Genomic DNA, 21,245 nt, shown 5'->3' with positions numbered 1-21,245 from the left:
TCCGACCTACGAACGACACGTTCGGCGGCACTAAAGTGGGCCGGACACCCTGGACGACGGGGACCATGGAGCGATCACGATCAGCAGGGAGTGCATGACGTGCGGCCGGTAGGCAGCAAGTACCTGTTGGAGGAACCGCTCGGACGCGGCGCCACCGGCACCGTCTGGCGGGCAAGCCAGCGGGAGACCGCGGGCGCCGAGGCGGCCGTCGCGGGACAGCCCGGCGAAACCGTCGCGATCAAGGTCCTCAAGGAGGAGCTGGCGAACGACGCGGACGTGGTGATGCGCTTCCTGCGCGAGCGCTCCGTCCTGCTGCGGCTCACCCACCCCAACATCGTGCGCACCCGCGACCTGGTCGTGGAGGGCGATCTGCTCGCCCTGGTCATGGACCTCGTCGACGGCCCCGACCTGCACCGCTACCTCAGGGACAGCGGCCCCTTCAGCCCGGTCGCCGCGTCCCTGCTCACCGCGCAGATCGCCGACGCGCTCGGCGCGAGCCACGCGCAGGGCGTCGTGCACCGCGACCTCAAACCCGCCAACGTGCTGCTCAAAATAGACGGCGAGCAGATGCACCCGATGCTGACCGACTTCGGCATCGCGCGCCTCGCCGACTCCCCGGGCCTGACCCGGACCCACGAATTCGTCGGCACACCCGCCTACGTCGCGCCCGAATCGGCCGAAGGCCGCCCGCAGACCTCGGCCGTCGACATCTACGGCGCCGGCATCCTGCTCTACGAACTGGTCACCGGACGCCCGCCGTTCTCCGGCGCGACCGCGCTCGAAGTGCTCCACCGCCATCTCAGCGAGGAGCCGCGCCGCCCCAGCACCGTGCCCGAACCGCTGTGGACCGTCATCGAGCGCTGCCTGCGCAAGGACCCCGACCAGCGGCCCAGCGCCACCAACCTCGCCACGGCCCTGCGCACCGTCGCCGCCGGCATCGGGGTGCACTCCACCCCGGCCCAGATCGACGCCGCCCTCGGCGTCGCGGCGCTGCTCGCGCCCGACCCGTCACCCGCGACGGTGCCCGAGATGCCGGGCGCCGCCGACCCGACGCAGGTCCTGCCGAGCAACGCCGGTTCGTACGACCCCAACGGCGCCACCAGCGTCCTGCCGTCCACCGGGGCAGGGGCGCCCCCCGGCAACCCGCCGGGGATGCCGCCGGTGCCCGCAGAGCCCGAGGGCCCGCACCCCTGGCAGAGCCAGCTCCAGGCCGCACGCGACCGCAACGAGCAGACGCAGGTCCAGTACCTCGACCCGAGCCAGGACCCGCTGCGCCACCGCCCGCACCGCCAGCAGCCGCCGCAGGGCCAGGGGCAGGGGCAGGGCCAGGGCGGCCGGGGACGGCAGCAGCAGCGACCGCCGCAGCGCCAGCAGCCGTACCCGCCGCAGCAGCAGTACGCGCCGCAGGCGCAGCCCCAGCAGCAGCGGTACGCGCCGCCCCCGCAGCAACAGCAGTACGCGCCGCAGCAGCAGCGGCCCCAGCAGCCGGCTCCCCGCCCGCCGCGCGAGCCGCGCGAGCCCCGGCAGCGCAGCGCCAACCCGATGAAGATCCCCGGTCTCGGCTGCCTCAAGGGCTGCCTGGTCGTGATCGTGCTGATCGTGGTCGCCGGCTGGCTCGTCTGGGAGCTGACCCCCCTCCAGGACTGGGTCGACCAGGGCGAGGGCTACTGGCAGGCGATCGGCGACGGCATCTCGAAGGTGTCGGGCTGGATCTCGGAGCTCGGCGGTACGGGCGGCACGGGCGGAACCAGCGGGACGAACTGACGCCGCAGCGATGAACTGACGCTGTAGCTATGTCGACTTCTGCGGGGGCAATTCGCCCGCAGAAGTGAAGGTTGGCGCCGTCGTGGGCACGGAACACCCCGATACACGCGTACTTTGATGGCAAAGCCAGCCGCTGAGGGAGCAGTCTTGGCACGGAATATCGGCAGCCGGTACACCGCACACCAGATCCTTGGACGCGGCAGCGCCGGCACGGTGTGGCTGGGCGAGGGGCCCGAGGGCGCCGTCGCCATCAAGCTGCTGCGCGAGGATCTCGCGTCCGACCAGGAGCTGGTCGGCCGCTTCGTCCAGGAGCGCACCGCCCTGCTGGGCCTCGACCACCCCCGGGTGGTCGCCGTACGCGACCTCGTCGTGGACGGCAACGACCTCGCGCTCGTCATGGAACTCGTACGCGGCACCGACCTGCGCACCCGCCTCGACCGGGAACGCAGACTGGCGCCCGAGGCAGCCGTCGCGATCGTCGCCGACGTGGCGGACGGCCTCGCCGCCGCCCACGCGGCCGGGATCGTCCACCGCGACGTCAAGCCGGAGAACATCCTGCTCGACATGGAAGGCCCGTTGGGACCCGGCGGCGCGCACCCCGCGCTGCTCACCGACTTCGGTGTCGCCAAGCTCATCGACACCCCCCGGCGCACCAAGGCGTCCCGGATCATCGGCACCCCCGACTATCTGGCGCCCGAGATCGTCGAGGGCCTGCCGCCGCGCGCCGCCGTCGACATCTACGCCCTGGCCACCGTCCTGTACGAACTCCTCGCCGGGTTCACGCCCTTCGGCGGCGGCCACCCCGGCGCCGTACTGCGCCGCCATGTGACGGAGTCCGTCGTACCGCTGCCCGGCATCCCCGAGGAGCTGTGGCAGCTCCTCGTCCAGTGCCTGGCCAAGGCCCCGGCCTCCCGGCTGCGCGCCTCGGAACTCGCCGCCCGGCTGCGCGAACTGCTGCCGCTGCTCGCCGGCATCCCGCCGCTGGACGTGGACGAGCCCGACGCCGAGCCCACCGAGCAGCCGCACGAGGAACCGCGTCCCGGCACCGCAGGCTCCGCCGAGAGCGGCGAACCGCGCCGCCGGGGCGCCGTACCGCTGGTGCCCGGCGCCGCTCCGGACTCCAACCGGGACACCCACACGAGCATGCGCGTGCCGGGCCCCGACGAGCTGGCGGGCGGTGCGCGCGGTACGGCCCGCGCGCCGCGCAGCAGCAGCCAGCGCAGACCCGGCTCGGCCCGGCACAAGGCGGGCGCGGTGCGCAAGCGCCGGATCACCCTCGGCGTCGCCGCCGTCTTGGTGGTCGCGGCGCTCGGCGTGGGCGGCTGGCTGGCGACGAGCGACGACGGCGGCGGAAGCCCGCAGGACTCCAAGCAGACGACCTCGCCGGCGCCGTAGGACGGCCGCGTGGTCCGGCCTGTCGTACGGCCTGTCGTACGGCCCGTCGTACGGCCGTTGTACGGGCCGTCTTGCCGGCCGGGGGACTGCGGTGGGGCAGCGGGGGAGGGGTTCTTCCGCTCAGCCGTTACGCTGGACCCGTGGCAGTCGTCGATGTATCCGAAGAGCTGAAGTCCCTCTCCTCGACCATGGGGTCGATCGAGGCCGTCCTTGACCTGGACCGGTTGCGGGCCGAGATCGCCGTGCTCGAGGAGCAGGCGGCCGTTCCCTCCCTGTGGGACGACCCCGAGGCGGCGCAGAAGATCACCAGCAAGCTGTCCCATCTGCAGGCCGAGGTCCGCAAGACGGAGACGCTGCGCGGGCGCATCGACGACCTGGAGATCCTCTTCGAGCTGGCCGACTCCGAGCACGACGCCGACGCGCGCGCCGAGGCCGAGTCCGAGCTGGAGTCGGTGCGCAAGGCGCTGGACGAGATGGAGGTCCGCACCCTTCTCTCCGGCCAGTACGACGAGCGCGAGGCGCTGGTCAACATCCGCGCCGAGGCGGGCGGTGTCGACGCCGCCGACTTCGCCGAGCAGTTGCAGCGGATGTATCTGCGCTGGGCCGAGCGGCACAACTACGGCACCGAGGTCTACGAGACGTCGTTCGCCGAAGAGGCCGGCATCAAGTCGACCACGTTCGTGGTCAAGGCGCCGTACGCGTACGGCACGCTCTCCGTCGAGCAGGGCACCCACCGGCTGGTGCGTATCTCGCCGTTCGACAACCAGGGCCGCAGGCAGACCTCCTTCGCCGGCGTCGAGGTGCTGCCCGTCGTCGAGTCGAGCGACCATGTCGAGGTCGACGAGTCCGAACTGCGCGTGGACGTCTACCGCGCGTCGGGCCCCGGCGGGCAGGGCGTCAACACCACCGACTCGGCGGTGCGGATCACCCACATCCCGACCGGCATCGTCGTCTCCTGCCAGAACGAGCGCTCGCAGATCCAGAACAAGGCGAGCGCGATGAACGTCCTCCAGGCGAAGCTGCTCGAAAGGCGCCGCCAGGAGGAGCAGGCCGAGATGGACGCCCTCAAGGGCGACGGCGGCAACTCCTGGGGAAACCAGATGCGTTCGTATGTCCTGCACCCGTACCAGATGGTCAAGGACCTGCGCACGGACTTCGAAGTGGGTAACCCGCAGGCGGTACTTGACGGTGAGATCGACGGCTTCCTCGAAGCCGGAATTCGCTGGCGCAAGCAGCACGACCGCTGATCTCCACGCCGACCGGCACCGGTCAGCCGCTAAGTCGACAAGGGAACTGCCGCTCAGGAAGCGGCAGTTCCTCTTTGTGTCACAGTTAGATCAGGGCCTGCCGGACAACCGGCGCGATTCGGGTCATCGCACGCGCAACCGCCTTGACGTGTATATGAAATCTGGGAAAGCTGGCGCGTGGCATGCGTATTCCTGGGGCGCGTGCGGGCGGGGGAGACCAGTGCAGACACCCCCAGCGGCCGCAGCCCCGGACGCTGCACCCATGACGAATGAAGCTACTGGGGGTACCAGGCAGATGACCAAGAAGACGCGGATCCGCGTGGCGCGCATTGCGGCCGGCGCAGTGATCGCCGCGGGTGCTTCGCTGACAGCGGCGGGCGCGGCCTCGGCCGCCGGTCTCGTCGACCTCGGCGCCTCCGCCAAGGTGGGCGCCACGACCGTACAGCTCGGCGCCGGTGGCGCGCTGGCGGACGACGACCCGACCGACCCGCCCACCACGATCCCGACCGGCCCGCCGACCGAGGAGCCTCCCACGGAGGAGCCCCCGACGGAGGAGCCGCCGACCGAGGAGCCTCCCACCGAGGAGCCGCCGACGGAGGAGCCTCCCACGGAGGAGCCCCCGACCGAGGAGCCTCCCACCGAGGAACCGCCGACCGAGGAGCCTCCCACCGGCTCCCCGACCGACGAGCCCACCAAGCCGTCCCACCCCAGCACCTCGCCCACCCAGGGCGCCGGCACCGGTGGCGGCGGCAGCAGCGCCGACCCGGGCACCTGCACCGTCTCGCTGGACGGCGTGGAGTGCGCGGACAACACCGACACCGACTCCGTGGGCTCCAAGCCCGTGCAGCAGGGTGCGGCCAAGGACGAGCTGGCCGAGACCGGTGGAGGCGAGACCTCGTTCCTGCTCATCGGCGCCGCGGCGATGATCGCCGGCGGCGTCGGCTTCCGCTTCCTGCCCCGCCTGACCCGCGGTGGCGGCACGGCCGCCTGAGTGGAGACGTAACTCACAGCGAGCGGTAGAGCTGACAGAAGGGCCCGGACGCGAGGCGTCCGGGCCCTTCTGCGAAATCTCAGGCGGTGCTCAGGAAATCAGCCGGTGCTCAGGCGGTCTGGTGCGTCGCCACCAGTGCCACGGCGGCCAGCAGGAGCAGCAGCATGCTCAGCAGCGCCACCGGGCTCAGGTTGCTGAAAGGGCCGCCTTCCTGCTGCAGCCGCTCCCTGCTGGCACGGCAAACGCGGCAGCGGCCCTCACTGACGGGCCCCGCGCAGTTGGCGCACACCAATCTGTCGTAGGTCATGCGCTTTCCTCCTCACCGCGCGGCGTCAGCCGCAGACAGTGTTCCTTCTCCGCACAACGCTCCGGGAAACGCGACCGTTCCCCTCACCACTGTGCCAGTTCCCGCCGGATTCGGCGCGGCCGACCCGATTCCGTACGGTCCGCCATGGGTGGCGGGCGCCCCACATTCGTGATAATCCGCCCAACTCCGGTCGCGGACTGCGCGGGCCAGTCCGGGTCGCGTAAGGTCACGCTCACCTACTCCCGGCCGACCGTGGTGCATCTCGTGATCCGATTCGACAACGTCTCCAAGACTTACCCGAAGCAGAACCGTCCCGCGTTGCGCGATGTCTCCCTTGAGATCGAGAAGGGGGAGTTCGTCTTCCTGGTCGGTTCGTCCGGTTCCGGCAAGTCGACCTTCCTCAGACTCGTCCTGCGCGAGGAGCGCACGAGTCACGGCATGGTCCATGTGCTCGGCAAGGACCTCGCGCGGCTGTCCAACTGGAAGGTGCCGCAGATGCGCCGCCAGCTCGGCACCGTCTTCCAGGACTTCCGGCTGCTGCCCAACAAGACCGTCGCGGAGAACGTGGCGTTCGCGCAGGAGGTCATCGGCAAGCCGCGCGGGGAGACCCGCAAGGCGGTGCCCCAGGTCCTCGACCTGGTCGGCCTCGGCGGCAAGGAAGACCGGATGCCCGGTGAGCTGTCCGGTGGTGAGCAGCAGCGCGTCGCCATCGCGCGGGCCTTCGTCAACCGCCCCATGCTGCTGATCGCTGACGAGCCCACCGGCAACCTGGACCCGCAGACCTCCGTCGGCATCATGAAGCTGCTGGACCGGATCAACCGCACCGGCACGACCGTCGTGATGGCCACCCACGACCAGAACATCGTCGACCAGATGCGCAAGCGTGTGATCGAGCTCGAAGGCGGCCGGCTCGTGCGCGACCAGGTACGCGGCGTCTACGGCTACCAGCACTGACGCTGCCCGTCGAGCACTGACCGTCCAAAGCTGAAAGGACGCCATGCGCGCCCAGTTCGTCCTGTCGGAGATCGGTGTAGGTCTCCGCCGTAACCTCACGATGACCTTCGCAGTCGTCATCTCCGTAGCCCTCTCGCTCGCCCTGTTCGGCGGCGCGCTGCTCATGCGCGAGCAGGTCAGCACGATGAAGGACTACTGGTACGACAAGGTCAACGTCTCCATCTTCCTGTGCAACAAGGGCGATGCGGCGAGCGATCCCGCGTGCACCAAGGGCGCGGTCACAGGCGAGCAGAAGGCCCAGATCCAGGCCGATCTGAACAAGATGAGCAACATCGTCGAGTCCGTCCACCACGAGGACTCCGACGAGGCGTACAAGCACTACCGCGAGCAGTACGGCGACACGGCCTTCGCCAGCACGATCACCCCGGACCAGATGGAGGAGTCCTTCCGCGTCAAGCTCAAGGACCCCGAGAAGTACAAGGTGGTGGCGACCGCCTTCGCCGGCCGGGACGGCGTGCAGTCCGTCCAGGACCAGCGCGACATCCTGCAGAACCTCTTCTCGCTGATGAACGGCATGAACATCGCCGCGCTCTGCGTCATGGCGCTGATGCTGGTGATCGCGCTGATGCTGATCGTCAACACCGTGCGCGTATCGGCGTTCAGCAGACGGCGCGAGACCGGCATCATGCGGCTCGTCGGCGCCTCCAGCTTCTACATCCAGACGCCGTTCATCATGGAGGCCGCGTTCGCCGGGCTGATCGGCGGCGTGGTCGCGTGCGGAATGCTCATGCTGGGGCGGTACTTCCTGATCGACAGCGGTCTCGACCTGTCCCACAAGATGGAGCTGGTCAGGTTCATCGGCTGGGACGCGGTGTTCTCGAAGCTGCCGCTGGTGCTCGCGATCGGTCTGCTGATGCCGGCCGTTGCGGCTCTCGTCGCTCTGCGCAAGTACCTCAGGGTGTGACAAGCGCCCCTGGCGTGGTGTCGCCAAGCTCCGGTCCGTCGCCCTGCGTTGTCCTAGACTCAACGCCATGTCCGGATCGGAGTCACCCCATTTCGGGCCCCGCGGAGTCCGCCGCGGGGCGGTCCTGACATTGGTGTTCGCGAGCGCGCTCGTCACCGCGGCGGCGACCAACTCCCTGCCGCACGCCGAGTCCGCGCCGCCCGTCATCCCGACGCGCGCCGTCGCCTCGACGGTCGACAGCGGCGAGGTCGCCGCGGCCGCGGCCAAGGCGATGGCGGACGGCAAGTCGGGCACGGAAGCGGCCGAGGAGGTCGTCAGCCGCAGCGGGGACCGCTGGGGCGCCGTGTACGACAAGGGGGAGTACGAGGAGTTCGAGCAGGCCCTCGACGGCGAGTACACCGGAGTCGGCCTCAGCGCCCGGCGTACGGCCGGGGGGCTGATGGAGGTCACCCGGGTGCATCCCGGCGGCCCCGCGGCGGGAGCCGGTATCAGGCCGGGCGACACGGTCAGGGACATCGACGGCGCCGAGGTGGCCGGGCGGCCCGTCACGGACGTCATGGCGCTGCTGCGCGGCGACGCGCAGGCGGAGCGCGGTACGGGCGAGAGCGCCGGCGCCGGCACCCCCGTCGTCCTCGGTCTTGAGCGCGCCGGACACCGCTGGACCCGTACGCTGCACCGCGCCCGGCTGTCGACCGAGTCCGTCACGGTCGGCAAGCTGACCGGCGGGGCTCGGCTGATCAAGGTCGACGCGTTCACGAAGGGCTCGGGCGAGCAGGTGCGCGACGCCGTACGGGCCGCGCCGCGCGGCGCGGGGATACTGCTCGACCTGCGGGGCAACGGCGGCGGACTGGTCTCGGAGGCGGTCAAGGCCGCTTCGGCCTTCCTCGACGGCGGCCTCGTCGCCACGTACGACGTGAAGGGCGCGCAGCGCGCGCTGTACGCGGACCCGGGCGGGGACACCGGCCGGCCCGTGGTGGTGCTGGTCGACAGCGGCACGATGAGCGCGGCCGAGCTGGTCACCGGCGCCCTCCAGGACCGGGGAAGGTCCATCACGGTCGGCTCGCGTACCTTCGGCAAGGGCTCGGTCCAGATGCCGAGCACGCTGCCGGACGGCTCGGTCGCCGAGCTGACCGTCGGCCATTACCGGACCCCCGCCGGGCATACGGTCGACGGCACGGGAATCACCCCGGACCTCGCGGCGAGCGACCATGCCAGCCAGCAGGCGCAGACCGTCCTGAGCGGCCTCGGCGGCACGGCGTAAAGAACTTGCGCCGTAGTGAGAAAATGGCAGGACTATGGCAAAGGAAAAAGGGCGCAAAATCATCGCCCAGAACAAGAAGGCGCGGCACGACTACCTGATTCTCGACACCTACGAGTGCGGTCTCGTGCTCACGGGCACGGAAGTGAAGTCGCTGCGTCAGGGGCGGGCGTCGTTGACGGACGGGTTCGTCCAGATTGACGGACATGAGGCATGGCTCCACCATGTCCACGTTCCGGAGTACAGCCAGGGCACGTGGACGAACCACACCGCCCGGCGCAAGCGGAAGCTCCTGATGCACCGGGCCGAGATCGACAAGCTGGAGTCCAAGTCGCAGGAATCGGGTCACACGATCGTGCCCCTCGCCCTGTACTTCAAGGACGGCCGGGCCAAGGTCGAGATCGCGCTGGCCAAGGGCAAGAAGGAGTACGACAAGCGCCAGACGCTGCGGGAGCGCCAGGACCGGCGCGAGACGGACCGGGCGGTCTCGGCGGTCAAGCGCAAGCAGCAGGCCTGACGCCGCGCGCCCGTAGTGGGAATACGGTGGCCCCCGGCCCTGTTGATCACGTACGATGGGTCGTGCACCTCGTAGCGGGTGCGCGAGTTGAAAACAAAACATGGGGATGATCGGTTTCGACAGCGGATGTCGAAGCAGGGGAAGCGAGCCGAGAAAGCGGCAATGATCTCGTTAACCATATGTCGCAAAAAACAATCGCCAATTCTAAGCGCGATTCCTCCGCCTTCGCACTTGCTGCCTAATTAGCAGCTAGCGAAGACTCCGCGGAGTGTCAGCCCGGGAGTGTTCCCGACCCGGATCCTGGCATCAGCTAGGGGACTAAACCTGTAGGCCCGGTCACGGGACGTGCAGGGAAATCAAACAGTGACTGAGCCCGTCGGAGACTTGTCCGCGTGATCTCCGGGGCCGAGAAAAGCGAAGCGGACTGCGCTCGGAGAAGTCCTGATTCCGCACCGTTGGACGCGGGTTCGATTCCCGCCATCTCCACAAACCCCATGTGAGGCCGAGGCCCCGCTGCCCAACAGGCAGCGGGGCCTCAGTCGTGTCTCCTGCATGGCTGGACGTGTGCGAGACGTCCCGCTTATCGTTGGATCGTCTCGTGACGTCTTGAGGTCGATGCATGCAGAATGAGCGCCTCCGTGCCGCGTTACTCGAACGCGGGCTCACCCTGGACGAGTTGGCGACCACGATCGACGTGGATGCCAAGACCGTCGAGCGTTGGGTCACGACCGGCCGTACGCCTTACCGGCGGCATCGGTACGCCGTCGCAGCGCAGCTCGGCCTGGACGAGACCTATCTGTGGCCGGACGCGCTGACGCCTGATCAGGTCGCGGGAGCGTCCGAGAGCGAGATCATCACCGTCTACCCGCACCGCTGGTCAGTGCCGTCCGACCTGTGGCGGCGCATGTTCGAGACGGCGGAGCGCGAGATCGGTGTCCTGGTCTTCAGCGGCCTTTTCCTGTCCGAGGACTCCGGTATCCACCGGGTCTTACGCGCCAAGGCCGATACGGGCGTACGCGTGCGGATACTGCTCGGTGACCCCAACAGCGGGGCCGTGGCCCAGCGAGGCACGGACGAGGGCCTTGATGACGCCATGGCAGCGAAGATCAGAAACGCTCTCGTGATGTACAGGCGGTTACGGAACGTCGAGGGCATCGACTTCCGGCTGCACGACACGATCCTGTACAACTCGATCTACCGGGCGGACGATCAACTGCTCGTCAACACCCACATCTACGGCTTCCCCGCGGCGCAGGCCCCGGTGGTCCATCTGCGCAAGGTCGCCGGGGGCAGCATGGTCACCAACTACCTGGAGAGTTTCGAGCAGGTCTGGGGTCGAGCCCAGGAAATGGAGTGACGAGGGAAATGCCCACGCGATTCGACTACTTCGACGATCCGAGCGCGCCTACGGCCAACAGCATCGTCCCATCGGCGAATGTCGTCGTGACCGACGACGCGGGACGTATTCTCATGATCCGCCGTAGCGACAACGGAAACTGGGCGGTGCCCGGAGGCGCCATGGATTTCGGAGAATCCATCACGCAGACCGCAGTGCGCGAAACCCTCGAAGAAACCGGCATCCACTGCCAGATCGATGGACTGGTCGGAATCTACACCGATCCGCGGCACGTCATCCACTACACCAGTAATGACGAGGTGCGGCAGGAATTCTCCATCGTCTTCACCGCGCAGTACCTCAGCGGCGATCCGACCCCGAGTGACGAGTCTCGCGAAGTGGTGTGGGTGCCGCGCCACGAGGTGGCCGATTTGCAGATGGACCGCTCGATGCGTCGGCGCGTCGAGGCGTACGTGCAAGGCGAGGGGCTTCCCCAGCTTGGGTGACGACTGGCTCCAGACGGCGGCCGACGTCTTCTCCTCCATCGGCACGGTCGGTGCCTTCGGCACGGGATTCGTTCTTCTCCGGCGTGAACACCGCCGCGAGGCAGAGCGCGACGAGGAAGCCCGCCGTGCTCAGGCGGCGCGAGTCAGCGCGTGGGTCGAGGCGTACCGCCGCGACGACGGCACCCGAGATCTGGCGCTGCACGTCCACAACGCGAGTGACATGCCCATATACGAGGTCGACCTCCCGCTGCCCGCGCCGGCCGGCGAAGAGTCCGGTACCGAGTTCATCGGCCTCGTCCCGCCCGGCCAGACCGTACGCCGTCCCGCACCGAGCGAATGGCTGCGCTCGTACGTCGAGCCGGAGCCGGTGGAGATCGAGTTTCTCGACAGCGCCGGTTGCCACTGGAACCGCGACGAGCAGGGGAAGCTCGTCCGGTCGCGGCGCTCGGTCATCTGACGAGGAGGGTCTCGACGCGCCGTGCCGCATCCACGATGTGCGGGGTCGCCTCGGTGATGGATTCGGTGACGACATCTGTGGGGCCGTAGCGCGAACGGATCTCGGCCAGCCGCTTTTCGACGTTGACCGGCTCGCCGTCCGGGGTTGTGGTCATGTCGCAATAGATCAGCGCGTCGGCGAGCAGCCCATCGACAGGTTCGAACTCTGCGGCGAGCTCCGCGCCGAGGCTGCGGTTGCGGGCCTCGATATGGGCGCAGGAATGGTAGGCGACCAGCGCGCACACGCGGGGGTCGGCGTGCTCGGTGTCACGGAGGAAGCGGGCTCCGTCGAGCGGATGAAAACCTGTCGCGGCAAGCTTGGGAGCGTAGCCAATGTCGTGCAGCCACGCGGAAGCGATCAGCAGATCAGCCGCGTCGTCAACGACGTGCGCAACGGCCTCGGCCTTACGGCCGACTCCCTGAGTATGCGCCCAGCGGCGCGGAAGCGGCTCTGCGAGCAGGTGCTCGGCGAGTTGTTGCCACCATGGAACGGACTTCACGCGTCGAGGCTACCGGCGCCGGCTCACTTCACGAAGCGCCCCCTGCCCTGACGCGTCTCGATCAGTCCCGCACCCTCCAACACGACGAGGGCCTGCCGGGCGGTCCAGCGAGAGACGCCGTACTCCCTCGTCAGAGCGGCCTCGCTGGGAAGCACGTCGCCTTGTCGCAGCTCACCACGCTCGATCGTGGCGCGCAGGTCCGTCGCTATCCGGCGGAACGCCGGGGCCGGGGCTGGGAGCGGTGACTGACGACTGTCCGGAGCCGAGGCGAGGCGTCCGCGTCCGGGCATGGTGACGAGCAAGCCCTCGCTCTCAAGATCGGCGAGCGCCCTCCGCACCGTGCTGCGCGCGACTCCGTACTCCGAGCTGAGTTCGGCCTCACTGGGGAGTCGGGTACCCGGTGGGCACTCTCCCTCGGTGATGCGGCGGCGCAAGGCGTCTGCGATGGTCTTGTACACGCCCCACGGTGTTGCCCGCGAGTCCACTCGTACCGTCCTCTTCTCGTCGGACAGTCGCCCGACCATGGCGCATTGCGGATGATCACTGAGAGTTCTCAGGCGAGCTGTTGTCGGTGCACATCGCCCAGACCATTTTCCCGGGCCCGTTCCGGTCACTCACTCCCCATTGCCCATTGGTGAGCGCGTCCACCAAAGCCAAACCGCGCCCGGATTCGGCGTCCATGGACGCTTCTCGAAGCTCCGGCTTGCTGTCGTTGGCGTCGTGGACTTCGATCCGTACACCGGTTCGCAGCCGTTGAAACTGCGTTGCGATCAATCGCCCGGTGGGTGGGTGCGCGTGATTGACAGCGTTCGTGACCAACTCGGAGACGATCAACTCGGCTGTCTCCGTAAGCTGCGGTAGTCCCCATGCGTCAAGGTGTTCGGCGACGAACTTCCGTGCCTTGCTTACTGATCGGGGACTGCGCGGCCACATTCTCATGACAACGGACGGACGTTCTTCGCGGACCGTGGTCGGCCCTTCGGCGGTCATCGCCATGACCCCGTCCACCTGTTCGGGCAACAGTTGGAATCCATCAAGATCGCTGCTCCTTCGCGGAATTGAACCTGTGCCATGAGGGTCGGCTCGATGCCGAGTCGCGGACACCGCGTCTTGAGGGACGTCTAGGGATTTCTTGGCTACGCTGGGGTCGTTCGCATCCTGAACAAGGGGGACAGCGTGAACGACGTGCTCCGTCGTGCCCTGATGTCCGCCGGCCTCGACTATGCCGATGTCGCGGCGCGACTCCTGGTCGATCCCAAGACCGTGGAGCAGTGGTGTGCGGGGCGCCTCCCCTACTCGCGCAACCGCGTCGCGCTCGCCGCCCTGGTCGGCCGCGGTGAGCACGAACTGTGGCCCACCGCCGGACGCCCGCGGCCCAGAGTCCCTCTTGGTGGCGAGATCCGTACGATCCACCCCCACCGCTGGGCCGTGCCGCGTGAGACGTGGCTCAGACACTTCGCGTACGCCGAACGCGAGATCGGCGTCCTCGCCCACAGCGCACTGTTCCTTGTCGAAGACCTCGGGATCACTCACACCCTCGCCGGCAAAGCGGGTGAGGGAGTCAAGGTCCGCATACTGCTCGGTGACCCCGGCAGTACCGATGTGGCCGAATACGGTGAGGACGGGATAACCGGCGACGCCAGGGCCGCTCGCATCCGCAAGGCACTCGTCCTGCTCCGACCGGTTACCGCTCTGGCCGGCGTCGAACTCCGCCTGCACCGAGCCGCGTTGTACAACTCTATTTATCGTGCGGACGACGACTTGCTTGTCACTCCCCATATCTATGGCCAGCCTGCGGCAAACGCACCTGTCCTGCATGCCCGCCCCACTGCGGACGGCATGCTTGCCGCGACCTATGCGGAAAGCTTCGAACGCGTATGGTCCGGGGCTCGGGCCGTAAAGTGCTCAAGCTGATCGGGGGAGTGTCCAGTCAGCGCGCCGAACCTGGAATTCCTATCGGAATTTCCGGGCTTTACTTGGGCTCGGGTTTTGCCAAGGTGGACGAGCTGTGTGCGGCGCGGTGCCCGCTCTACCCGTGTGAGGGCGGGATCATCCGCAACTCCCGCTGCGGGTGCGGCAGGGCTGCCGGGAGTGGTCCACCTCGTTGGGTGGGCCCTGGGGCGTCGTGGGTGCCGTCGTACCGCTGTGACGTCGGGTAACGCCGTGAACAATGATCGACGGCCGGTCGAATAGCCGGTGACCTCTGCCACGGTGAACGGAAGGGACAGAAGTGGTCCGAAGAAACCAATTCCTGTCACCGTGGCCGCAGTTGAGATAAATACTTGTCAGTAAGAAGTCGGCCCCGGATGGTTGCACGCATCCTTGTCACAGCATTGATGCACAGCAACCTGTCAAGCGGAACTACTGGTGTCACTGGCGTGCGCTACATTCGTGGTCCGGGTGCAGTGGGGTAGGGGGCGGTCGGTCAGGTGGGGGCCTGATCGTCGGCATTTCCGGTCAGCCGTGCACGCACCCATGGGACATTAAGTGGGGGATGTGCACACACCTGTGGAAAATTGGCGAGAGAATGCCCGCACGGGGCATATGCATGAGCCGAGTGATGTCACGGTCGAACTCGACGGCCTGGGGCGTCAGCTCTCCGAGCTGCCTTCGGGCCCGAAGCATGCGCAGAAATCAGGTTCTGCGGAAGAAGTAGATCGGGAAAGCTCCGACGGGCCCGTTTTTGTCGACGCCTCGGGCCGGCGGAGCAAGAAGTTCCGCCGGGCCGGCTGGATCCTGGCCGCGGTGTGCGCCTGCTACGCGGTGACGCTGGTCGTCGCGCTGATGGGCGGCAATTCGAGCGCGCCCTGGCTGAACATACCCGGGGTCAAGGTCGACAAGAAGTCGGACTCCGTCAAGGTCGAGAAGCCCGCTCCTTCGGGCAGCGCGGCCAACGGCGTACTGCCGGGCGGACCTTCGCTGCCGGTGCCGACGGACTCCAACGGCTCCCCGATCCCGGGGGCCTCGGCCAGCGGTACGGCCGGCGCCACGGGGGCTCCCGCCCCCGGCGTCTCGGGTTCCGCCACCCCGCCGAAGCAGGCGCCCGGGGTTCCCGGGAAGCCCGCTCCCGGTAATTCCGTCCCGCCGCCGGTGGAAACGGGCGGTCCCGGTACGCCCGGCGACACACCCGTCGAGACCCCGCCGGTCGAGACGCCGCCCGTGGACCCGCCGACCACGCCGGTCGAGACCACGGAGCCCACCGAACCCGCGGGCCCGCCGGCCGGCGACACCCAGGCCATGGCCGCGGAAGGCGCTCAGTAGATGACTGCAACCGGCACGCGGACCCGCAAGCGCAGCGGCGGGCCCGCCAGGAGACGCAGGCTGCCCATGCGGTACCTGCTCCCGACCTTTCTGCTCGTCGGCATGGTGGCGATGATGCTGCTACGCGGCTACGTGCACAACGAGATCATCCCGGACTACCGGGTACGGCCCCCGGCGCCCGTCAGCCAGGTGCCCGACAGCATCCTCGAGGGCGGCCCCGTCATCGACTCGCGCGACAAGACGGCCAAGCCCAAGTCGCTGAACATACCGAAGCACAAACTTGTCCTCACCTTCGACGACGGCCCGGACCCGACCTGGTCGCCCCAGGTCCTCGACGTGCTGAAGAAGTACGGCGCGCACGCGACCTTCTTCGTCACGGGCACCATGACCTCGCAACACCCCGAGCTGGTCAGGCGCATGGTGGCCGAGGGGCACGAGGTCGGGGTGCACACCTTCGACCATCCCGACCTCTCCTACCAGTCCGCGTCCCGGATCAAGTGGGAGCTTTCGCAGACGCAGTTGGCGCTCGCCGGGGCCGCCGGGATTCGCTCCTCGCTCTTCCGGCCGCCGTACTCCTCGTTCGCCGACGCCATGGATGACAAGTCCTGGCCGGTGACGCGGTACATCGGCACCCTCGGCTACATCACGGTGCTCGACAGCACCGACAGCGAGGACTGGCAGCGCCCCGGTGTCTCGAAGATCATCGAGAACGCGACACCGAAGCACGGCGACGGCGCCGTCGTCCTGATGCACGACTCCGGCGGTGACAGGTCCGAGACCGTCAAGGCGCTCGACACGTTCCTGCCGCAGATGCAGAAGGACGGCTACTCCTTCGACACGGTGACCCAGGCGCTCGGCGCGCCCAGCGCCCACACGCCGGTCGCCGGCATCGACAAGTGGAAGGGCCGCGCGTTCATCGGCGCCGTCAGCTTCGCCGACCGGGGCACCGACGTGCTGATCATCGGGCTCTCGGTGGTCGGCTTCCTGGTCATCCTGCGGTTCGGGCTGATGCTGGTGCTGTCCTTCGCGCACTCGCGCAAGGTGCGCCGCCGCAGGTTCCGCTGGGGTGCCCGTATCACCGAACCCGTCTCGGTCCTCGTCCCCGCGTACAACGAGCGGGAGTGCATAGCCAAGACGGTCAACTCGCTGATGCAGAGCGACCATCCGATCGAGGTCATCGTCATCGACGACGGTTCGACGGACGGTACGGCCGACATCGTCGAGGCGATGTGGCTGCCGAACGTACACGTCGTACGCCAGGAGAACGCGGGCAAGCCGGCCGCGCTCAACAATGGCATCGCGCACGCGAGTTACGACCTGGTCGTGATGATGGACGGCGACACCGTCTTCGAACCGGCCACCGTGCGCGAGCTGGTGCAGCCCTTCGGCGACCCGCGCGTCGGCGCCGTCGCGGGCAACGCCAAGGTCGGCAACCGCAACTCGCTCATCGGGGCCTGGCAGCACATCGAGTACGTGATGGGCTTCAACCTCGACCGCCGCATGTACGACCTGCTGCAGATCATGCCCACCATCCCCGGCGCGATCGGCGCCTTCCGGCGCACCGCGCTGGACCGGGTGGGCGGGATGAGCGAGGACACTCTCGCCGAGGACACCGACATCACCATCGCCATGCACCGCGACGGCTGGCGTGTCGTCTACGCGGAGAAGGCGCGTGCCTGGACGGAGGCACCGGAGTCCGTACAGCAGCTCTGGTCCCAGCGGTACCGCTGGAGTTACGGCACGATGCAGGCGATCTGGAAGCACCGCCGCTCCTTCATCGAGCGGGGGCCTTCGGGACGCTTCGGCCGGATCGGCCTTCCGCTGATCGCGCTGTTCATGATCGTGGCACCGCTGCTCGCACCGCTGATCGACCTCTTCCTGATCTACGGCCTGATCTTCGGGCCCACGGAGAAGACGATCATCGCCTGGCTCGGCGTCCTGGCGTTCCAGGCGGTCTGCGCCGCGTACGCGTTCCGGCTCGACAAGGAACGCATGGTGCATCTGATCTCGCTGCCGCTCCAGCAGGTCCTGTACCGGCAGTTGATGTACGTCGTGCTGGTGCAGTCCTGGATCACCGCGCTCACCGGCGGCCGGCTGCGCTGGCAGAAGCTCCGCCGTACCGGCGCCGTCCAGGCCCCCGGTTCGATCCCCACCCAGCGCGGTCACAGCGCGGGGGCTGACAGGAGGCCGGTGGGATGACCACCCCCTACGAAGCAGGCGGCTACGAGGCAGGCGGCGTGGCCGCGCCGGGGCCCGTGCCGCACGCGCGGCACAAGGCGGGGCCCAGGGGCCCCGACCCGACGCTTGAGCGGCCACCCGTGGCCGCCGGGGGCGAGGCGCCCAAGGCGGCGGGCCGCGACCGCTATCTGGATCTGCTGCGGGCCGTCGCGCTGGTGCGTGTCGTCGTCTTCCACATCTTCGGCTGGGCCTGGCTGACGATCCTCTTCCCCTCCATGGGCGTGATGTTCGCGCTGGCCGGCTCGCTGATGGCCAGGTCGCTCTCGCAGCGCACCTCGTGGAGCGTCATCCGGGGCAGGCTGCGCAGGCTGCTGCCGCCGATGTGGGCGTTCGGCCTGCTGATCGTGCCGCTGCTCTTCGCCGCCGGCTTCAAGCCGGCCAGGGACGAGGGCATCTGGGGGCTGATCAAGCTCGCCAACTGGATCTTCCCGCTGGGCGCTCCGCCGTATCCGGACCCCGCCGGGTCCCCGATGAGCTGGCTGGATTCGAGCTGGGCGGACCAAGCGGCGGGACCGCTCTGGTACATCAGGGCCTATCTCTGGTTCGTGCTGGCGTCCCCGCTGCTGCTGTGGGCCTTCCGCAAGGTGCCGTGGGCGGCGCTGGCCTTCCCGATCGCCCTCACGGCCGTGATCACCACGGGCGTGGTGAACATCCCCGGCGAAACAGGGCTGGCGCTCACGGACTTCGGGGTCTACGGAAGCTGCTGGGTGCTCGGCTTCGCCCACAACGACGGCCTGTTCAAGAAGGTCCCGCGCTACATCACGGTCTCGCTCGCCGCCTTCGCGATGGCCTTCGCCCTCTGGTGGGCGCAGGGGCATCTGGGCGACGAGGGGTGGAACTTCGACGAGATGCCGCTGGTGCAGGCGATCTGGTCGCTCGGGTTCGTCGCCATCCTGCTCCAGTACGCACCGTCCTGGCAGAAACTCCCGGGCAGGCTGGCCTCGTACGACTCGGTGATCACCCTCGCCAACAACCGGGCGGTGACGATCTATCTCTGGCACAACCTGCTGATCATGGCGACGTTCCCGCTGCTGGACCAGCTCTACAACGTGCCGGGCATGGACCGGTTCAACGGCGTGCTGGACGCCTCGTACTCCACACTGCCGCTGATCCTGATCTGGCCGATGCTGGGGATCATGATCATCGCCATCGGGTGGGTGGAGGATCTGGCGGCCAAGCGCAGACCGCGGCTGTGGCCGAACGGAGTCACGTCCGGCAGGGCGGCAGGGGGCGGCAAACCGCCCGCCCCTCAGCCGCCGCAGCCGGCCGTCGGAGGCGCGCACACGCACCGACGCTGAGGGGCGGCCCGCCCCCCTGTACGGGCACGGGCGGGCCGTACGGGGCGGACCATACGGCGGCAGTTCGGCCGGATGCCCGGCCCGGGTGTACGGGACGGGCTGTACGGGCGCGGGCGGGCCGTACGACGGGCCGTACGACGGGCCGTACGGCGGCTGCTCGGCTGGCTGCTCGGCTTCTCGTACGGGCAGCCGTAGGCCAGCCGTCGTACGGGCAGCCGTACAGCCCCCCGTACTGCCCGCCCCGCGGCCGTCAGGTCCGCGGTAACCCACCCGAAACATCCGTACCGCGGGCGGGACGGGAAAATGGCGACCATGAACGACCAGCCGCACGGCCCCCTCGCCGGATTCACCATCGGAGTCACCGCAGCCAGACGCGCCGAGGAGTTCGGCGCGCTCATCGAGCGCCGTGGCGGCGCCGTACTCCACGCGCCCGCCCTGCGGATCCTGCCGCTCGCCGACGACACGGAGCTGCGCGCCGCCACCGAGGAGCTGATCGCCAAGGCGCCCGACGTGGTCGTGGCCACCACGGCGATCGGCTTCCGCGGCTGGCTGGAAGCGGCCGGCGGCTGGGGCGAGAAGCAGGAGCTGCTGGACTGCCTCGGCGGCGTCGAACTGCTCGCCCGCGGGCCCAAGGTGAAGGGCGCCATCCGGGCGGCGGGACTCACCGAGAGCTGGTCGCCCGCGTCCGAGTCGATGGCCGAGGTGCTGGAGCGGCTGCTCGGCGAGGGCGTCGCGCACCGCCGGATCGCCCTCCAACTGCACGGCGTACCGCTGCCCGGATTCGTCGAGGCGCTGGAGGACGGGGGCGCCGATGTCGTCGTCGTACCCGTCTACCGCTGGATGCCTCCGGAGGATCTGGCGCCGGTCGACCGGCTCATCGAGGCGACCGTGGCAGGCGCTTTGGACGCCGTCACCTTCACCAGCGCCCCCGCCGCCACCGCGCTGCTCGCCCGCGCCGACGAGCGGGGCCAACTGGCCGAGCTGCTCGGCGCGCTGAAGGGGGACGTGCTGACGGCGTGCGTCGGGTCCGTCACCGCGGCGCCGCTGTGGGAGCGCGGCATCGAAACCGTCCAGCCGGAACGTTTCCGCTTGGGCCCGCTCGTCCAGGTGCTCTGCGACGAACTGCCGGCCCGTGCCCGTACGCTCCAGGTCGCCGCCCGGCGGCTGGAGATCCGGGGGCACGCCGTGCTGCTCGACGGCGAGCTGCGCCCCGTACCGCCCACCGGGATGGCGCTGCTCGGGGCGCTGGCCCGGCGGCCCGGCTGGGTCGTCCCCCGCGCCGAGCTGCTGCGGGTGCTGCCCGGCGCCGGGCGCGACGAGCATGCCGTGGAGACCGCGATGGCCCGGCTGCGCACCTCCCTCGGCGACCCGCGGTTGATCCAGACGGTCGTCAAACGCGGCTACCGGCTGTCCGTCTCGGGCGAGTAGGGCTGCTTCCGGCGCGCGGGGCTGCCGGCCGCTTCGGGTGGCGGGGTACCGGCCGTGCCACGGGGAAGGCACTCTGAGAGTGAACGGGCCGGCACCACAGGTGAACCCGAGGCGGTGGCAGGGACATGGCGGCGGGCATGGGCTCGTACGAATGGCGGTTCGACTCCGGGCGGATCTGCCTTGATCTGGTGGCCACCGAGGAACCGACGGCCAAGGGAGACACGCAGCTCACCGACGCCGACCAGCTCGCCCGGTGGCTGACGGCCTCGGGGCTCGTGCCGCCCGGCACCGCCCTCCCGGGTGTCGACGCCCGCTGGGTCGGCCGGTTCGCCGAGCTGCGCGAGAGCGTCGGGCAGCTCGTACGCGCCGAGATCGACGGCAGGCAGTCGCCGCAGGCCCTGGAGCGGGTCAACGAGCTGGCCGCGGGGGCGCCGCCGCCCATCAGGGCGGTACGGGACACCGGCGGCGCGCTCGTACGGGCGCTGAGCGCCGAACCGGACTGCGGGGCGCTGCTCGCCGCCGTGGCGCGGGACGCGGTGGAGCTGCTGACCGATCCGGAGGCCGGGGCGGGGCTGCGGGAGTGCGAGGGCGACAGTTGCCGGCGTGTGTATCTCGACACATCGCGCGGCCGGCGCAGGCGCTGGTGCTCCAGCGAGGTGTGCGGAAACCGCGAGCGGGTCGCCCGGCACCGGCGCAGGGCGGCCCTGGCCCGTACCTGACAGGCGCACCTGTCGGGGCGTCCGACGGGGGCGTCCCGCGGCGAAGAACCTGAAAAGTTTTCGGCCC

22 protein-coding genes and 1 other RNA gene are annotated in these 21,245 nt (G+C 69.2%); 19 read left to right on the top strand and 4 right to left on the bottom strand.

What is annotated here, in order from left to right; translation table 11 throughout:
- Nucleotides 1-99 precede the first annotated feature (99 nt).
- From ACZ63I_RS16485 to ACZ63I_RS16470, 4 genes are all read left to right on the top strand, one after another.
- The gene (locus ACZ63I_RS16485; protein ID WP_469339172.1) at nucleotides 100-1,764 is read left to right on the top strand and encodes a serine/threonine-protein kinase; all 1,665 of its coding nucleotides are present in this window, start codon (nucleotides 100-102) and stop codon (nucleotides 1,762-1,764) included.
- A 147-nt stretch (nucleotides 1,765-1,911) separates the two neighbouring features.
- On the top strand, nucleotides 1,912-3,159 hold the full coding sequence (locus tag ACZ63I_RS16480) for a serine/threonine-protein kinase (protein WP_469339170.1): 1,248 nt from the start codon (nucleotides 1,912-1,914) through the stop codon (nucleotides 3,157-3,159).
- Between the two features lie 140 nt (nucleotides 3,160-3,299).
- Nucleotides 3,300-4,406 (top strand): peptide chain release factor 2, encoded by a 1,107-nt coding sequence (prfB, locus tag ACZ63I_RS16475; RefSeq protein WP_469339168.1) that lies wholly within the window; start codon nucleotides 3,300-3,302, stop codon nucleotides 4,404-4,406.
- A gap of 295 nt (nucleotides 4,407-4,701) precedes the next feature.
- Entirely contained in the window at nucleotides 4,702-5,397 is a 696-nt protein-coding gene (locus ACZ63I_RS16470; RefSeq protein WP_469339167.1) for a hypothetical protein, read from the top strand.
- Between the two features lie 109 nt (nucleotides 5,398-5,506).
- Here ACZ63I_RS16470 and ACZ63I_RS16465 read toward each other — a convergent pair whose 3' ends face one another.
- Nucleotides 5,507-5,704, bottom strand: coding sequence for a hypothetical protein (locus tag ACZ63I_RS16465; protein ID WP_469339166.1), 198 nt, complete (start codon nucleotides 5,702-5,704; stop codon nucleotides 5,507-5,509).
- A gap of 264 nt (nucleotides 5,705-5,968) precedes the next feature.
- Between ACZ63I_RS16465 and ftsE the strand changes: the two genes are divergently transcribed.
- The 8 genes from ftsE (at nucleotide 5,969) to ACZ63I_RS16425 (ending at nucleotide 11,696) form a co-directional block, all read left to right on the top strand.
- On the top strand, nucleotides 5,969-6,658 hold the full coding sequence (ftsE, locus tag ACZ63I_RS16460; protein ID WP_041996136.1) for a cell division ATP-binding protein FtsE: 690 nt from the start codon (nucleotides 5,969-5,971) through the stop codon (nucleotides 6,656-6,658).
- Between the two features lie 43 nt (nucleotides 6,659-6,701).
- Nucleotides 6,702-7,622 carry a permease-like cell division protein FtsX gene (ftsX, locus tag ACZ63I_RS16455; RefSeq protein ID WP_469339164.1) on the top strand — a complete coding sequence of 307 codons (921 nt, stop codon included), beginning with the start codon at nucleotides 6,702-6,704 and terminating at the stop codon, nucleotides 7,620-7,622.
- A 67-nt stretch (nucleotides 7,623-7,689) separates the two neighbouring features.
- Nucleotides 7,690-8,883, top strand: coding sequence for a S41 family peptidase (locus tag ACZ63I_RS16450; protein ID WP_469339163.1), 1,194 nt, complete (start codon nucleotides 7,690-7,692; stop codon nucleotides 8,881-8,883).
- A 34-nt stretch (nucleotides 8,884-8,917) separates the two neighbouring features.
- Nucleotides 8,918-9,397: an SsrA-binding protein SmpB gene (gene smpB, locus ACZ63I_RS16445; RefSeq protein WP_041989112.1), complete on the top strand. Its 480-nt coding sequence runs from the start codon at nucleotides 8,918-8,920 to the stop codon at nucleotides 9,395-9,397.
- 102 nt (nucleotides 9,398-9,499) lie between these two features.
- Nucleotides 9,500-9,886: a transfer-messenger RNA gene (ssrA, locus tag ACZ63I_RS16440) on the top strand.
- 130 nt (nucleotides 9,887-10,016) lie between these two features.
- Nucleotides 10,017-10,754: a DUF5919 domain-containing protein gene (locus ACZ63I_RS16435; protein ID WP_469339161.1), complete on the top strand. Its 738-nt coding sequence runs from the start codon at nucleotides 10,017-10,019 to the stop codon at nucleotides 10,752-10,754.
- A gap of 8 nt (nucleotides 10,755-10,762) precedes the next feature.
- The gene (locus tag ACZ63I_RS16430) at nucleotides 10,763-11,239 is read left to right on the top strand and encodes an NUDIX domain-containing protein (RefSeq protein ID WP_469339160.1); all 477 of its coding nucleotides are present in this window, start codon (nucleotides 10,763-10,765) and stop codon (nucleotides 11,237-11,239) included.
- Entirely contained in the window at nucleotides 11,232-11,696 is a 465-nt protein-coding gene (locus ACZ63I_RS16425) for a hypothetical protein (protein WP_469339159.1), read from the top strand. The genes ACZ63I_RS16430 and ACZ63I_RS16425 overlap by 8 nt, the downstream gene beginning before the upstream one ends.
- Here the strand turns inward: ACZ63I_RS16425 and ACZ63I_RS16420 are convergent.
- The 3 genes from ACZ63I_RS16420 to ACZ63I_RS16410 all read right to left on the bottom strand — a co-directional run bounded on the left by ACZ63I_RS16420 (nucleotide 11,689) and on the right by ACZ63I_RS16410 (nucleotide 13,230).
- Entirely contained in the window at nucleotides 11,689-12,234 is a 546-nt protein-coding gene (locus ACZ63I_RS16420) for an HD domain-containing protein (RefSeq protein WP_469339157.1), read from the bottom strand. The genes ACZ63I_RS16425 and ACZ63I_RS16420 overlap by 8 nt on opposite strands.
- A gap of 23 nt (nucleotides 12,235-12,257) precedes the next feature.
- Nucleotides 12,258-12,692 (bottom strand): GntR family transcriptional regulator, encoded by a 435-nt coding sequence (locus tag ACZ63I_RS16415; RefSeq protein ID WP_469339156.1) that lies wholly within the window; start codon nucleotides 12,690-12,692, stop codon nucleotides 12,258-12,260.
- Between the two features lie 82 nt (nucleotides 12,693-12,774).
- A complete protein-coding gene (locus ACZ63I_RS16410; protein WP_469339155.1) occupies nucleotides 12,775-13,230 on the bottom strand; it encodes an ATP-binding protein in 456 nt (151 codons plus the stop codon).
- A 180-nt stretch (nucleotides 13,231-13,410) separates the two neighbouring features.
- On the opposite strand from ACZ63I_RS16410, the gene ACZ63I_RS16405 reads away from it, so the two are divergent.
- From ACZ63I_RS16405 to ACZ63I_RS16375, 7 genes are all read left to right on the top strand, one after another.
- On the top strand, nucleotides 13,411-14,148 hold the full coding sequence (locus ACZ63I_RS16405; RefSeq protein WP_469339154.1) for an XRE family transcriptional regulator: 738 nt from the start codon (nucleotides 13,411-13,413) through the stop codon (nucleotides 14,146-14,148).
- 630 nt (nucleotides 14,149-14,778) lie between these two features.
- Nucleotides 14,779-15,495, top strand: a complete 717-nt coding sequence (locus ACZ63I_RS16400) for a hypothetical protein (RefSeq protein WP_469339152.1) — start codon at nucleotides 14,779-14,781, stop codon at nucleotides 15,493-15,495.
- 66 nt (nucleotides 15,496-15,561) lie between these two features.
- Nucleotides 15,562-17,694, top strand: a complete 2,133-nt coding sequence (locus ACZ63I_RS16395) for a bifunctional polysaccharide deacetylase/glycosyltransferase family 2 protein (protein ID WP_469339261.1) — start codon at nucleotides 15,562-15,564, stop codon at nucleotides 17,692-17,694.
- Entirely contained in the window at nucleotides 17,691-19,031 is a 1,341-nt protein-coding gene (locus ACZ63I_RS16390) for an acyltransferase family protein (RefSeq protein ID WP_469339151.1), read from the top strand. The genes ACZ63I_RS16395 and ACZ63I_RS16390 overlap by 4 nt, the downstream gene beginning before the upstream one ends.
- Before the next feature lie 72 nt (nucleotides 19,032-19,103).
- Nucleotides 19,104-19,226, top strand: a complete 123-nt coding sequence (locus ACZ63I_RS16385; protein ID WP_469339150.1) for a hypothetical protein — start codon at nucleotides 19,104-19,106, stop codon at nucleotides 19,224-19,226.
- Between the two features lie 117 nt (nucleotides 19,227-19,343).
- Nucleotides 19,344-20,459, top strand: a complete 1,116-nt coding sequence (locus ACZ63I_RS16380) for a uroporphyrinogen-III synthase (protein ID WP_469339148.1) — start codon at nucleotides 19,344-19,346, stop codon at nucleotides 20,457-20,459.
- Between the two features lie 125 nt (nucleotides 20,460-20,584).
- Nucleotides 20,585-21,178, top strand: a complete 594-nt coding sequence (locus ACZ63I_RS16375) for a CGNR zinc finger domain-containing protein (RefSeq protein WP_469339146.1) — start codon at nucleotides 20,585-20,587, stop codon at nucleotides 21,176-21,178.
- The last annotated feature ends 67 nt before the right edge of the window (nucleotides 21,179-21,245 follow it).

Source organism: Streptomyces sp. NPDC087906, assembly GCF_055584925.1.
This window is presented reverse-complemented; position numbering and strand designations above follow the sequence as displayed.

Coding starts and splice junctions, on each gene's coding strand:
- ACZ63I_RS16400 (WP_469339152.1), top strand. CDS start 14,779: ATGCATGAGCCGAGTGATGTCACGGTCGAACTCGACGGCCTGGGGCGT.
- ACZ63I_RS16470 (WP_469339167.1), top strand. CDS start 4,702: ATGACCAAGAAGACGCGGATCCGCGTGGCGCGCATTGCGGCCGGCGCA.
- ftsX (WP_469339164.1), top strand. CDS start 6,702: ATGCGCGCCCAGTTCGTCCTGTCGGAGATCGGTGTAGGTCTCCGCCGT.
- ACZ63I_RS16380 (WP_469339148.1), top strand. CDS start 19,344: ATGAACGACCAGCCGCACGGCCCCCTCGCCGGATTCACCATCGGAGTC.
- ACZ63I_RS16430 (WP_469339160.1), top strand. CDS start 10,763: ATGCCCACGCGATTCGACTACTTCGACGATCCGAGCGCGCCTACGGCC.
- ACZ63I_RS16450 (WP_469339163.1), top strand. CDS start 7,690: ATGTCCGGATCGGAGTCACCCCATTTCGGGCCCCGCGGAGTCCGCCGC.
- ACZ63I_RS16390 (WP_469339151.1), top strand. CDS start 17,691: ATGACCACCCCCTACGAAGCAGGCGGCTACGAGGCAGGCGGCGTGGCC.
- ACZ63I_RS16410 (WP_469339155.1), bottom strand. CDS start 13,230: ATGGCGATGACCGCCGAAGGGCCGACCACGGTCCGCGAAGAACGTCCG.
- ACZ63I_RS16395 (WP_469339261.1), top strand. CDS start 15,562: ATGCGGTACCTGCTCCCGACCTTTCTGCTCGTCGGCATGGTGGCGATG.
- ACZ63I_RS16435 (WP_469339161.1), top strand. CDS start 10,017: ATGCAGAATGAGCGCCTCCGTGCCGCGTTACTCGAACGCGGGCTCACC.
- ACZ63I_RS16375 (WP_469339146.1), top strand. CDS start 20,585: ATGGCGGCGGGCATGGGCTCGTACGAATGGCGGTTCGACTCCGGGCGG.
- ACZ63I_RS16385 (WP_469339150.1), top strand. CDS start 19,104: ATGCCCGGCCCGGGTGTACGGGACGGGCTGTACGGGCGCGGGCGGGCC.
- smpB (WP_041989112.1), top strand. CDS start 8,918: ATGGCAAAGGAAAAAGGGCGCAAAATCATCGCCCAGAACAAGAAGGCG.
- ACZ63I_RS16465 (WP_469339166.1), bottom strand. CDS start 5,704: ATGACCTACGACAGATTGGTGTGCGCCAACTGCGCGGGGCCCGTCAGT.